The sequence below is a fragment of the Peptoniphilus catoniae genome, assembly GCF_901447155.2.
Taxonomy (GTDB): domain Bacteria; phylum Bacillota; class Clostridia; order Tissierellales; family Peptoniphilaceae; genus Peptoniphilus_E; species Peptoniphilus_E catoniae.
Genome location: NZ_LR588414.1, coordinates 316,540 through 329,319 on the forward strand (window position 1 = coordinate 316,540; position 12,780 = coordinate 329,319).

At 28.4% G+C, this 12,780-nt stretch carries 14 protein-coding genes; 11 read left to right on the top strand and 3 right to left on the bottom strand.

The genetic code is table 11. The features are described 5' to 3' along the window. The first annotated feature begins 4 nt into the window (after positions 1 to 4). Together PEPCATONIAE_RS04130 and PEPCATONIAE_RS04135 are read left to right on the top strand one after the other, a co-directional pair. Positions 5 to 322, top strand: a complete 318-nt coding sequence (locus PEPCATONIAE_RS04130; protein WP_138159694.1) for a DUF2651 family protein — start codon at positions 5 to 7, stop codon at positions 320 to 322. Between the two features lie 245 nt (positions 323 to 567). Then, on the top strand, positions 568 to 831 hold the full coding sequence (locus PEPCATONIAE_RS04135) for a glycine zipper domain-containing protein (RefSeq protein WP_138159695.1): 264 nt from the start codon (positions 568 to 570) through the stop codon (positions 829 to 831). A 286-nt stretch (positions 832 to 1,117) separates the two neighbouring features. On the opposite strand, the gene PEPCATONIAE_RS04140 is transcribed toward PEPCATONIAE_RS04135, so the two are convergent. From PEPCATONIAE_RS04140 to PEPCATONIAE_RS04150, 3 genes are read right to left on the bottom strand one after another with little or no spacing between them, the layout of a single operon-like run. Next, entirely contained in the window at positions 1,118 to 1,822 is a 705-nt protein-coding gene (locus PEPCATONIAE_RS04140) for an ABC transporter permease (protein ID WP_138159696.1), read from the bottom strand. Between the two features lie 8 nt (positions 1,823 to 1,830). Beyond that, entirely contained in the window at positions 1,831 to 2,583 is a 753-nt protein-coding gene (locus PEPCATONIAE_RS04145; RefSeq protein ID WP_138159697.1) for a hypothetical protein, read from the bottom strand. A gap of 1 nt (position 2,584) precedes the next feature. Then, positions 2,585 to 3,478 (bottom strand): ABC transporter ATP-binding protein, encoded by an 894-nt coding sequence (locus PEPCATONIAE_RS04150; RefSeq protein ID WP_138159698.1) that lies wholly within the window; start codon positions 3,476 to 3,478, stop codon positions 2,585 to 2,587. Between the two features lie 127 nt (positions 3,479 to 3,605). Here PEPCATONIAE_RS04150 and PEPCATONIAE_RS04155 point away from each other — a divergent pair, with 127 nt between their 5' ends. From PEPCATONIAE_RS04155 to PEPCATONIAE_RS04195, 9 genes are all read left to right on the top strand, one after another. Beyond that, entirely contained in the window at positions 3,606 to 4,301 is a 696-nt protein-coding gene (locus PEPCATONIAE_RS04155) for a response regulator transcription factor (protein ID WP_138159699.1), read from the top strand. A 2-nt stretch (positions 4,302 to 4,303) separates the two neighbouring features. Beyond that, positions 4,304 to 5,599 (top strand): sensor histidine kinase, encoded by a 1,296-nt coding sequence (locus PEPCATONIAE_RS04160; protein WP_138159700.1) that lies wholly within the window; start codon positions 4,304 to 4,306, stop codon positions 5,597 to 5,599. A 95-nt stretch (positions 5,600 to 5,694) separates the two neighbouring features. After that, complete coding sequence (locus PEPCATONIAE_RS04165) at positions 5,695 to 6,021, top strand: hypothetical protein (protein WP_138159701.1); 327 nt, start codon at positions 5,695 to 5,697, stop codon at positions 6,019 to 6,021. Positions 6,022 to 6,027: 6 nt separating this feature from the next. Further along, a complete protein-coding gene (locus tag PEPCATONIAE_RS04170) occupies positions 6,028 to 6,219 on the top strand; it encodes a helix-turn-helix transcriptional regulator (protein WP_019131768.1) in 192 nt (63 codons plus the stop codon). Positions 6,220 to 6,611: 392 nt separating this feature from the next. Further along, complete coding sequence (locus PEPCATONIAE_RS08690) at positions 6,612 to 6,740, top strand: hypothetical protein (protein WP_282957729.1); 129 nt, start codon at positions 6,612 to 6,614, stop codon at positions 6,738 to 6,740. A 91-nt stretch (positions 6,741 to 6,831) separates the two neighbouring features. Beyond that, on the top strand, positions 6,832 to 7,536 hold the full coding sequence (locus PEPCATONIAE_RS04180; protein ID WP_138159702.1) for a transglutaminase-like domain-containing protein: 705 nt from the start codon (positions 6,832 to 6,834) through the stop codon (positions 7,534 to 7,536). Positions 7,537 to 9,017: 1,481 nt separating this feature from the next. Further along, positions 9,018 to 10,382 carry an MATE family efflux transporter gene (locus tag PEPCATONIAE_RS04185; protein ID WP_138159703.1) on the top strand — a complete coding sequence of 455 codons (1,365 nt, stop codon included), beginning with the start codon at positions 9,018 to 9,020 and terminating at the stop codon, positions 10,380 to 10,382. Between the two features lie 374 nt (positions 10,383 to 10,756). Then, positions 10,757 to 11,974 (top strand): Tm-1-like ATP-binding domain-containing protein, encoded by a 1,218-nt coding sequence (locus PEPCATONIAE_RS04190; protein ID WP_138159704.1) that lies wholly within the window; start codon positions 10,757 to 10,759, stop codon positions 11,972 to 11,974. A gap of 57 nt (positions 11,975 to 12,031) precedes the next feature. Beyond that, a partial coding sequence (locus PEPCATONIAE_RS04195) for a phosphoenolpyruvate hydrolase family protein (RefSeq protein WP_246060441.1) occupies positions 12,032 to 12,780 on the top strand: 749 nt, incomplete at its 3' end.

Consider the following 12,780-nt stretch of genomic DNA (forward strand, 5'->3'; position numbering starts at 1 on the left):
TGATATGATTGAGAAATTAAAAAAGAACATGGTTTTCTATTTACTTTTGTTAATAGATTTTTATATAATTCCTTTTCTTATAAAAGACACAGGAAGCGCAATGATTGTTATGTTAGTAATTATTCCTCTAATATGTTTGATTACTTCTATTTTTTATGGAAGAAAAAATGGGTTTGATTTTTGCTATATTTTGAGCGTAGCAATTATATTCACCCCATCTATATTTATATTTTATAACTCAAGTGCATGGGTTTATTCAGTTGGATATGCTGTTATTGCATTGTTTGGAAATTTAATAGCATTACCATTAAGAAAAAGATAAATTTCACTTTGTAGGTTTAATATATTTTAGACTAGATGGTAGTAAATTTTTTATTCAAAAAGACCAGGGTTAAAATATAGAGTTGATAAAGAAAAATTAATAGAAAAGATTTATGGAGTTCTTGCTGCAATTATGACTCTTGATAAGTCTATAAGTTGTGGTAATGATACAAGTGAATTTGCTTATGATTATAGAGAATTGATTGTTTTTTAAACTAGGGATATCTTATTAAAGGGAGATATAATATGGAAATTTTAAGAATAATATTACCTATAATTTTAATATGTATACTTGCTGTTTATGTTGTTCATAGTGCTAAGAAAAAATCAGAATATGAATCTAATGAAGATGAAGAAGTTGAAAATAATATGCCTGAAGGCATGGCCATTGGTATGGGTATAGGAACTGCAGTAGGAATAGCATTGGGTGCAGAAAATATAGTCGTTGAAATGTCTATTGGGATGTTATTAGGTATGATAATAGGAATGAATATAAAAAAATATAAATAAATAATTATAAAATAGCTTTATTATTTGAAGTAGTTATAGTAAAGAATTAAAAATTAATCGAGTTATTCCTAATTGCTAGGTCTTTGAAGAATCTTAATTTTTATTCATACTTACCATTAAACTTTTTAATATTTGTGATAAGAAAGATTTAGAATAAAATTAAGGGGCTTTTATTATTAATTATTGCCTAAGTTTTAGGGATTTTAATTTTATAAACTAGAATTTTTTTTGTTATTTTAAGAAAATTTAAAGATAAGTTGAAATTTTTTATAGCCCCTTTTAAAAATTACTTGTTTTCGTATTTTAAAAATTTGTTAGAAAGATATAAGCATGTTATTAATTCTCCTATCGCAAAAAGAATCAATAATCCTAAATCATGCACATTTATATATCTGAAGTTGTTAGATTCAATTGCTAAAAAGCTTATGCCTATTATTTTTAGGGCTTTATAAGCTGTTGCAAATCCTAGCATTGTAAACATACTAGATAGGAGAACTATTATTCCAAAAGACTTTATTTTTATAGCAAGAGATCCAAAAATTCCTATAATTGGGAGTGCTAAAAATATGCTAATTATTATATAGTAAAAATACATATTGAAGTTTATGCTTGAAAAATTTCCTATAAATTTTCCACCTAGATAAAATAAGAGCAAAAAATATATTTGACAAAGGCTTATTATTATAAAAGCTAAAATTAACTTGGCTATTATAAATGACATATTTTTCTTAGGACTTAATCTTATAAATTTAAGTCCGGCCTTGTGTTCTACTGACCATAGACTAGCTATTACAATCGCAATTAAAGGTATATAGAAAAAGGAAAAGTAAAATAAACTTACTTGTGTCCATAGACTTTGCCACTCATTGGTTAATGTTTCTCTGTTTCCCATATAGTTTATAAGTCCAAAAGCATTGGCTAATAATGGTATTATAAGGCTCACTATTAAAATATTTATAAACTTTATTTTTTTAAATTCTAATTTTAACATTTTTCCTCCTAGTCTTTCCATAACTTGTAAGATTTCATTGATTTTAAATAGACAATACTTAGTATTAAAAATATAAGTGCAATGATTACTGTATAAAAATTTATTGGGTTTAATACTTGGACAAATTTGTTTCCTTCATTTACATAAGAAATATTCAAAAGGCTTGCCATCCAAGCAAAGGGATTGATGTAAGCTAAAACTTTAGATGTTAGCATAGTAATTATTCCGGTAAGTCCTCCTATTATAGAAATAAATGATAGGGTGTAGACTTTTTTTGTTTTCATCTCTATTATCATGAATAATCCTAAGAAAAATAAATTTATTATTAAAGCTGAAAGGTTTACTAAGCCAAATCTTAAAATCATTTGGCCATTAATACTAAAATAATCTGAATTCATTGCTAGTTTAAGAAAGACAATAGCTTCAATTATTTGTAATAAAATTAGCTTAAAAGATAAATTTTTAAATTTATTAAGGAGAATAGAATTAACTTTTTCTCCAAGGATTATTTGAATTTGCCACATATTGTTTTTTTCTTCAATTTCAATTACTTTTTTTACAAGTGATGATATTAATATTGGATTTATCAATAAAGATATAAATAAATATGTGTCTAGGATGTAAGCTAGTGGATACTTGCTTTCTGAAAAAGATTTTGAAAGTCCAACACCCACAACCATTAGTATTTGAGCAATAAATACTGTTATTATTAAGAAATTTATCCCTAGTCTTTTGTATTTTTTTCTTTCTAAGTTTTTCATATTAGGACCTGCTTTCTTCAATAAATAGCTTTTCTAAACTTTCTTTTTCTTCCTCTATCCTGTATATATCTACTTTACCATTTAAAAAATTTACTATATCTGCAATATCTTGATTAGACATCTTACCTAAAATTATTTTTTTCCCTTTTATCCTATCTTCACCAAGGCCTAAAAGACTTAGAGCTTTTTCATTGTCTGATGTAAGCAAGGATATAAATGGTGGATGGAGTTTTCTATATTCTTCTAAGCTTCCATTGTAGGTCAATTTCCCATCTTTAAGTATGCCTATATGACTAGAAATTTTTTCTATTTCATCAAGAATGTGTGAAGATATCAAGATGCTTGTAGAAGTATTTTTTACAATACTTTTAAATAAATTTCTCATTTCCTCGATTCCTTGAGGGTCTAATCCATTTATAGGTTCATCTAAAATTAAAAGATTGGGATTACCGATTAATGCCATGGCTATGCCAAGTCTTTGCTTCATACCCAATGAATATTCTCTAGCTTTCTTTTTATCTACATTCCTAAGACCTACAAGGTCTAAAGTTTTTAAGATTTCTTCTTTTTTTATTCCCTTTAGCTTACATATTATTTCCAGATTTTCATATCCAGTTAGGTGATCATAAAATGAAGGATTTTCAATTAAAGCACCAAGATTTTTATTCAAATCTTTTTGATTTTTTGAATTTACTTCTTGTCCAAAAACTTTAATTGTGCCGCCATCTTTTTTTACAAGACCAAGTATAAGTTTCATGAGAGTGGACTTGCCAGCTCCGTTTTTACCTATTAAGCCATAAATAGAAGCCTCTTCAATTTCTAAAGAGTCAATATCTAAAACTCTTTTATTGTTATATGATTTTTTTAAATTATTTATTTCCAGTATTTTTTTCATGTATATTCCTCCTAAAAATAGGATACTAGGCGCAGATAAAAATAAAGTTTAAACAAGATCACTTTTACATCACAAAGACAGATAAATTAAAAGAGTGTTGTATAATAAGGTTAATGAGGGGGATTAAATGGATTTTAGAAGTAATTTTTCTATATTGCTAGTTGATGATGAGAAAAACTTATTAGAAAATTTATATAATTTTTTAAAGAATAAGGGATTTAAAAAAGTTTATACTGCTAAAAATTTAAAGGAATCTAGATTTAAATTAGAAAACTTTAAAATTGATTTAATAGTTTTAGACTTAATGCTTCCAGATGGAAGTGGTTTTGACTTATTAAAGGAAGTTAGACAGACTTCTAATATGGCCGTTATAATTTTATCTGCTCTTGATGGAATAGATGATAGGAGAGAAGGCTTTGAAAACAAGGCAGATGATTATTTAGTCAAACCTTTCTTTCCAGATGAACTTCTTTGGAGAATTGATGCAGTTTTAAGAAGAAGCAAAAAAATTAAAAGTGAAGAAAAGATAAGTTTGGGAAATGTGATTTTCGATAAATCGAAGGGAATACTTGAAAAAAATGGAGAAGAAATTGCATTAACTGCCACACAATTTAAAATCCTAGATTACTTATCTGAAAATATAAACATGATAGTTTCAATTGATAGAATTTTAGAAAATATTTGGAAAGATTCTTATGGCTATGAAAACACGCTAATAACTCACATATATAGGTTGCGTGAGAAACTAGAGGATAATCCAAGAGATCCTAAAATCTTAGTCACCATAAAAGGACTTGGTTATAAACTTGTTAAAGAGGATTAATAATGTTTAATTATATTTTAAAAAGGTTTAAAAAAATTGTTATTAGAATACTATCTTTAATGTTTTTTTTAATATTTTTACTTATGATTTTTCTCTACTTAAATTACAGATTAAATAATGAATATCCAAAACCTAATGATGTTTATTCTTATGTAGAAAATAATAAAAGTAAGGTTTATCTAAATGAAAAAAACAAAGAATTTTTAAAAGAAAAAGATATTTGGGCGATAAGACTCGATAAAAATGGAAGAGTAATCGAAAGTTTTAATAAGCCAAAAAATCTTAAAGATAAATTTGAAATTACAGATGTTGCAAGATTCACAAGATTTTATTTGGCTGATTATCCTGTATTTACATACATTGTAGGGGATGGTTTGCTTCTATTTGCATATCCCAAAAATTCTTTGGATAAATTACCCTTTAATTATTATAATTACAAAAACCTTGTTTTTAACTTAGAATTGGTTCTAATATTCTTAATTTTGTTTTTATTATTTGTCTATATAATTTATAAGATTGATATTAAAGAAATCTTTAAAAACATATTACCATTTCAAAGAGCAATAGATAAGCTCTATGAAGATGACTATGAAAAGTTAGATGAATATGGAGAATTAAAAGACCTAGCTTTTAGCATAAATAAGGCAAATGAAAAATTTAATAATTTAAAAGAATCTCAAGGCAAGTGGATCAGAGGTGTGAGCCATGATGTTAGAACACCACTTGCAAAAATTTCATGGGAACTAAGTAAAGATAATAAAGAGGATCTTGACGCAGAAAATATACAAGAACAAGTTTTAAAAATTTCAAATATCCTAGAGAGTTTAAATCTTACTTTGTCGCTTTCTAACATAGATAAAGAAAATTTCAGTGAAGAAAACCCATTAAAAGTAATCCGAAAACTTATAGTAGATAAGCTAAATGAAAATTCAGACAGAGAAATTATTTTTGAAAATAATATAAAAAATCAAAATATAAAAATAAAAATGGATCCAAATTTATTTTATAGGATGCTTGAAAATATTTTAAAAAACTCACTAATTTATACAGACGGGGAAATTAAAGTTACAATTTCAGATTATGAAAATATTCTAATTATTACTATATTAGATGAAGGAGAAGGAGTAGCTGAAGATATTATAAGAAAAATTAAGGAAGAAGATTTGACTAATATTACAAGACATGGTTTGGGTATTTTTATATCTAAACAAATAGCCGAATTACACGATGGAACTTTTACTATAAAAAATAAGCATCCTGGTTTAGAAGTATCTTTTATCTTTGACAATATGAATTAAATTTTATTTTCATATCGAACCATGTCAAAAGTATTTGACATACAATTTAAAAAAGCATATACTTATGTCAAAAGTATTTGACATGGGAGGTTAATATGAAGAGTATAAATTTTTTTGAATCAAATCAAATTCTGTTTTTAAGTTTTCTATGGCTATTTCTTCTTGCATCATTAATATGTACTTTAGTTATGATAGTTACTTTAGTTAAAAAAGGTGATGAAAGGAAAGGATATATTGTAAAAAAATCAAGTTTAACTGCATTAATAGTGGGGATAATATTTTTAATTATAAATATAATTTGGAATATTTTCTTTGAGCAAAATTCTAGGATTGGATTTGAAGATAGCCCGATAATTTATATCGGAATAATATCTATCGCTTTTAATATTTCACAACTAATTAACATGAAAAAATATAGGTGATCAAAAGTGAAGAATCACATAAAAGAAATTAGAACAGAAAAGGGATTATTTCAACAAGAATTGGCTGATATCTGCGAAGTAAGTAGGCAAACAGTTAATGCTATTGAAAATAATAAGTACGATCCGACGCTTGAACTTGCTTTTAAGCTGGCAGCAGCACTAGATACCACAGTAGACAATCTATTTATATATGAATAAAAAATATCAACTTAAATTTTTATGAAAGCATCTAAATTGTAGGTGCTTTTTTATTTCAAAATTATATATAGTTAATTATTTATAAATTTATTATGTGGGTAAGGTGATAATATATTATATATTATAAGAAATTTTGTGCTATTCTAAATTAGAAGATAGAAAGCTTTGAGATTTTAGCATAAACGAGATTTTTTAAAAAAATAATAATGTTATCTATACTTTTTTATTAAGAGGCCAAGAATAAGGATGCTCATCATTAATGAATAAAATAAAGTAGTGAAATAGAATTTAATAAAAAAGGAACCCATTAAGAAATCGAAGAGTATGTTTTTGAAGAACATGGTTTAAAGGTTTCGAATCTTTAAACCGCTTAGGTAAAGTCAAAATATTACTTGAAAGAAAGATTAAATTACAATATAAGTAAAAAAAGCAATAACAGAAACTTGATACGCTTAGAAGAAAAAGAAATGGCAATAGAAGATGTCTTTAAGTTTTTTTGGAATGATTTAAGAAATATTTAAGCTATAAGGCTCTAAAAAGAAAATACCCCTTGCTTTAATACTTATAAGATTATTATCTTATATAAAAGAAGAAAACCTTAGGAGTAAAACAATGCTTGAAGAAAAAATTTTAACAAGCTTAGAAGAACTGGGATTAGTTGTCAAAGAGACTTTTTTTAACGCTTCGGACCAAGAGTTCTATAAGTGTATAACCATAAAAGTGGATGAAGGATTAAAAAACTATCTATCGGAAAATAGGCAAAGAGATGGAGTAGATAGACCATATTGCATTCCTGATATTGCAACTCTAAATTACTATTTAGCCGTAAGAGTGGAGGATATAAGGGATAAGGAAACATATTATGAATGCGACTTAAGGGTTATATTCTTTGCAGAAAAAAAGGCTTTTAAAGAATTGATAGCTTTAGAAAAATATGTAAAAGAGCGAACAGAAAGCTTAACCGACTTTGAAAAAGTTAAGTATCTTAATAACTTCATCATAGATAAAATAACCTATGATAAGGAACTTAAAGCTAGATCCGCCCTTTACGCAATAGTAAGAGGAAAAGGAACTTGTACTGCATTTTCAGAACTATTCTTAATTTTAGGAGAGGCATCTGGCCTAAATGTTGGTTCTATAAGTAGTATTTTAATGAAACACAGATGGAATTATGTAGTGATTAATGAAGAAACTTACTACATTGACGTAACCTTTAACGAGGCGATAAAAGATAGAGACTGGTGGTTCTTTCAAAATATACCACTACATTTAGAAAAAGCACCAGATCAAAAAGTTGTGATAAAACATAGAGAATAATAGACATGGTATATTTTTAAAGTGATGAGCTATTTTTATTAGGAGACAATAAGAAAAACGATCTCGAATGAAGTTTTTGGATTTGTAAATAAAGATGAAGTTAAAAGAAAAATCAAATAAAGCCGATGGTTTTATAGTAGAAAATGCAACAGAAGAAGACATATAAGATTACAATAAACAATTATGCTTATTGAATAAAGTTTAAAATAAATAGCAATATAAGTAATAATTTAAAATCTATATAATTTCAGAGTATGCTGAAATTATATGGATTTTTGTATTTATTCGTATAAAGAACATACAGATATAAAAACAAAGAAGTTAAAAGGTTTTATATTATTGCAGTAAGAATTTTTAAGTTTGAAAATTAAATTGCAGTAGCAGTAAATATAGCTACCAACATTTTAGGATTTATCCTAAGCCTGATATTTTTTATACCAGTAGTCCTTGAAGCGTACAGTGGTAAAGATGTTATTGGATTTTTGACGTGGTTAATTTATTTTATAAGCATAGTAGCCGTAATGTTTTTATCACAAAGCCGCTATCATGATATACCAATCTCTCAGCAAGGACAATCTTTAAGGCAATTGATCATGGTCTAATCTATCTAACAATTGCAGGTTCATATATTCCAATTATCCTAATTGGTCTAAGGTATACTTTTCCATAGTTATATTTGTTCTAATCTGGATTTTTGCATTAATAGGAATAGCGATGAACATAATAGCCTTTACCATAGGTAAAGAAAATAGGATAAGTAAGGCTTCCATGATTATACATACGGCAATGGGATGGATATCTCTTCTTCTTATCTATCAGATTTATATGTATATAGGCATATATTATATTTTATTTTTGATACTTGGCAGATTTTTATACCCGAGGAGCTATTTTTTATTCAATAAAGAAGATCCTCTCCAATCATGCCATTTGGCATATTTTTATACTTGTAGCAACCTTTGTCATGTTTTATGGCAACTATAGATTTTTAGGATAATTGCAAATAAAGAAGAGAGCAAGAATAAAATCAGCAGTTGAGCAAGAAAACTATAAGATTTATTTTTAAAGTGTATAATATAAGTGCAATTAAGATTGATATAATTTAAAATCAGGAGGTAAAAATGTTTAGTTGCAAATTTATTGAAGTTCCAGTAAAGGATGGAATTAAATACTAGAAAATGAGATGGATAAATATTAAATTACATTTATAAAATCGGTAAATATAGAGGTAGATAAATTTTATTGAGTGAAGACCAAAAATCTTGTAAAAATTTAAAAGGACACAAGGTAATTAAATTTTCTATATAGTTGATAGTTAATTAGAATTTAAATATGTCTTTAACTATTCACTTTTAACTTAGCATGCCATATACTTGTTTTGCAAGTGATCAAATGTTTTGTACTGCTTGTATAATTTTTGAAGGATATTTAAATTGGATAATAGTATTAACTTCAAAAAATAAACTGGAGTAGTGTAGCTTATGAGTACAAAAGAAGTTTTGAAAAAATACAATTTAACAGAAGGAACAGTTTGGAAAATCATGTTACAATTTGCACTGCCGATTTTCCTTGGAACTTTTTTCCAATCACTTTATACAACTACAGATGCAATCATTATCGGTAAATTTGCTGGAAAAGAAGCACTAGCTGCAGTAGAATCTGTAACTGCATTGACAAGGCTCCCAATCAATTTTTTTACTGGCCTTGCATCAGGTGCGACGATTATTATTTCTCAATATTATGGAGCAGGGAAGAATAGAGAGGTTTCAGATGCAAGTCATAATGCTATTTTATTTGCCTTTGCGGGAGGAATAGCATTTACTATAATAGGATGTATTTTGTCGCCTTTTGCTATAAAAATTATTCGTGTTCCAGAGGAAATTGTAAATGATGCTCAGTGGTACGCCTTTATTTATTTTTCAGGGATAGTTGTATCTATGCTCTACAATGTAGGCTCAGGTATATTACGAGCACTTGGAGATTCAAAGACACCTTTTTATTTTTTAATCGTAGCTAATATTTTTAATGTAATTTTAGATTTTATTTTTGTAGTATTTCTTAAATTAGGTGTTGCTGGAGCAGCCATTGCTACTGTTTTATCTCAATCTATAAGTGCTATTTTAATTATAATATCTTTGACTAAAACAGAACTGCCTTGCAGAATAAGATTTAAAAAGCTAAGATTTTATAAAAAACATATATTAGAAATTTTTAAATTAGGTTTACCTATTGGAACACATTCTGCTTTGTATCCGATTTCCAACACAATAGTTCAAAGCAGTATAAATAGCATAGGTGTTGACAGCATTGCTGCTTGGGCAGTTTGTGGAAAATTAGATTTTCTTGTATGGGCTATATCTGATGCTTTTTGTGTTGCTGCATCAACTTTTGTTGCTCAAAATTATGGTGCACAAAAGTACGATCGAGCAAAAAATGGTGTAAAAGCCGGTTTAATTATGGCTCTGTCATCAATAGCAGTAGTGAGTTGTACTTTATATTTCTTTAGTGGAGTTTTCGCAAAATTTATTATTGATGATGAAAATGTAATTTCAATCACTTCTCAAATTATGCATTTCATTGCTCCTTTATATCTTATTTATGTTGTTTACGATGTCTTGATAGGAGCGATCCGAGGAATAGGAGATACGTTCGGACCTATGACCATAACTTTTTTAGGGACCTGTGTCTCAAGAATTTTGTGGATTTTATTCATCGTTCCATATAATCATAACCTTATAACCGTACTAACTTGCTATCCAGTGTCATGGGTAATAACAGCACTTATATTTGTAACATATTATATAAAGAGATTTTCGAACTTGGGCAAAGAAGTTAAAAGTATTTAAATAAAACAATTTAAAAAATGATTTAGACATATGAAAATAGCTTCTGTATTAAAATAGAGGCTCTTTGTTAAATGTTGGAGCGAGGTAAATTCTCGCCCCTTATTTATGCCTGAAAGATCATTAAAACATGACTCTTAAAGTTTTCAAAATTTCTATACTCATAGGAAATCTATGCTCACAGTTACTAATTTAAGTTTAATATTATAGAGAAATAGTATTTGTAAATTTATTTTAACAAAGTCACTAAAGATAATTTTATATCACTAAATAGTTTTTATAAAAAATAAATAAAAAGAAACTCATTTATTAAAAAATTTATAATATAATAAGTTTACGAGTTTAATTATAATTTTATGTTTAGAAAGGGGATATAGATGAAAACAATTGCAATTGTGGGAACATTTGATACAAAAGGTGCTGAGTTTAAATATGTAAAATCTTTGATTGAAGAGCAAGGTTGTAAAACTCTAACAATTCACACAGGTACATTTGAACCAACATTTACACCTGATGTTTCAAATGAGGAAGTAGCTGCTGCAGCTGGCTATAATATAAAAGAAATTGTAGATAAAAAGGATCGTTCGCTTGCTACAGAAATTTTATCCAACGGTGTGAAATCTATAATACTAAAACTTTATACTGAAGGAAAATTTGATGGAATTATATCTTGTGGTGGTTCAGGCGGAACGGCTCTTGCTACGGCTGCTATGAGAACGCTTCCAATTGGGCTACCAAAGGTTATGGTATCGACAATGGCTTCAGGAAATGTATCTCAGTATGTTGGAACAAGTGATATTATTATGATTCCTTCTATAGTTGATGTTGCTGGTTTAAATCAGATTTCAAAAACAATTTTTAAAAATGCCGTTTTAGCCGTAGTTGGAATGGTAAAACTTCAAGAAAAATATGAACCTGATGAAAAAGATGAACATCCTTTAGTTGCTGCAACTATGTTTGGAGTTACAACTCCGTGTATAGATCAAGCTAAGGCTTATCTTGAAGAACAAGGATATGAAGTATTAGTATTCCACGCAACAGGAGCGGGTGGAAAAACAATGGAATCTTTAATTGACGCAGGATTCTTTAAAGGTGTGCTTGATCTTACAACAACAGAATGGTGCGATCAGCTTGTAGGAGGAGTTTTAGCGGCAGGAACAGACAGGTGTGGAGCAGCTATTCGTAAGAAAGTTCCACAAGTAGTATCTGTTGGAGCTTGCGACATGGTAAACTTTGGTCCTATAGAGTCAGTTCCATCTCAATTTAGTGGAAGAAATTTATATAAACACAATCCAAGCGTAACATTAATGAGAACAACTGAACTTGAAAACTCAAAAGTTGGTGCGGCTCTTTCAGAAAAGTGGAATAAGGCTGAAACAGATATGTTAGTACTTCTTCCTGGCAAGGGAGTATCTATGATTGATGCAGAAGGACAACCTTTTGAAGGAGAAAAAGAAAGACAAATTCTTTTTGATTCAATTAGAAACGGCATAGATAATCCAAAAGTTGAAATCAGAGTTATGGATAATAATATTAATGATGCCGATTTTGCTATAACAGCAGCAAAAGAACTTATTAGACTTATGAATAAATAAAATAGAAAATAAAAAGAAAGGGGTAAAGCAATGTTAAATAAATCAAGAGCAGAAATTATGGAGGACTTTAAGAAAGAAATAGCAGAAGGTAAAATTCTTGTAGGAGTTGGAGCTGGTACAGGTATTACTGCAAAATGCTCAGAAAAAGCAGATGTTGATATGCTGATCATTTACAACTCAGGTCGTTTTAGAATGGCTGGACGTGGATCATTATCTGGACTTCTTCCTTATGGAGATGCTAACAAAATCGTTCAAGAAATGGGACAAGAAGTTCTTCCAATTGTTAAAAAGACACCAGTATTAGCAGGAGTTTGCGGAACAGATCCTTTCCGCATTATGGATATTTTCTTAAAACAATTAAAAGATCAAGGATTTAATGGAGTTCAAAACTTCCCAACAGTTGGACTAATTGATGGAAAATTCCGTGCAAACCTTGAAGAAACAGGAATGGGATATGAACTTGAAGTAGACATGATTCGTAAGGCACATGAACTTGATATGTTGACATGTCCATACGTTTTCGATCCAGAACAAGCTAGAGCCATGGCAGAAGCGGGAGCAGATATTCTTGTTGCTCACATGGGTCTTACAACAAAAGGATCAATTGGAGCTGAAACAGCCGTTACATTAGATGATTGTTGCGTAAAAATCCGTGAAATTATTGCAGCAGGTAGAGAAGTAAATCCAGACATATTAGTAATTTGTCATGGTGGTCCAATTGCAGATCCAGAAGATGCAGAATATGTAATTAAAAATGTTCCAGAAATTGATGGATTCTTTGGAGCATCATCAATTGAAAGACTTGC

What these genes read in the sequence shown, in the direction of transcription:
- PEPCATONIAE_RS04165 (WP_138159701.1), top strand. Translation starts at nt 5,695, where the DNA reads ATGAAGAGTATAAATTTTTTTGAATCAAATCAAATTCTGTTTTTAAGT.
- PEPCATONIAE_RS04140 (WP_138159696.1), bottom strand. Translation starts at nt 1,822, where the DNA reads ATGTTAAAATTAGAATTTAAAAAAATAAAGTTTATAAATATTTTAATA.
- PEPCATONIAE_RS04150 (WP_138159698.1), bottom strand. Translation starts at nt 3,478, where the DNA reads ATGAAAAAAATACTGGAAATAAATAATTTAAAAAAATCATATAACAAT.
- PEPCATONIAE_RS04135 (WP_138159695.1), top strand. Translation starts at nt 568, where the DNA reads ATGGAAATTTTAAGAATAATATTACCTATAATTTTAATATGTATACTT.
- PEPCATONIAE_RS04180 (WP_138159702.1), top strand. Translation starts at nt 6,832, where the DNA reads ATGCTTGAAGAAAAAATTTTAACAAGCTTAGAAGAACTGGGATTAGTT.
- PEPCATONIAE_RS04155 (WP_138159699.1), top strand. Translation starts at nt 3,606, where the DNA reads ATGGATTTTAGAAGTAATTTTTCTATATTGCTAGTTGATGATGAGAAA.
- PEPCATONIAE_RS04185 (WP_138159703.1), top strand. Translation starts at nt 9,018, where the DNA reads ATGAGTACAAAAGAAGTTTTGAAAAAATACAATTTAACAGAAGGAACA.
- PEPCATONIAE_RS04160 (WP_138159700.1), top strand. Translation starts at nt 4,304, where the DNA reads ATGTTTAATTATATTTTAAAAAGGTTTAAAAAAATTGTTATTAGAATA.
- PEPCATONIAE_RS04145 (WP_138159697.1), bottom strand. Translation starts at nt 2,583, where the DNA reads ATGAAAAACTTAGAAAGAAAAAAATACAAAAGACTAGGGATAAATTTC.
- PEPCATONIAE_RS04190 (WP_138159704.1), top strand. Translation starts at nt 10,757, where the DNA reads ATGAAAACAATTGCAATTGTGGGAACATTTGATACAAAAGGTGCTGAG.
- PEPCATONIAE_RS04130 (WP_138159694.1), top strand. Translation starts at nt 5, where the DNA reads ATGATTGAGAAATTAAAAAAGAACATGGTTTTCTATTTACTTTTGTTA.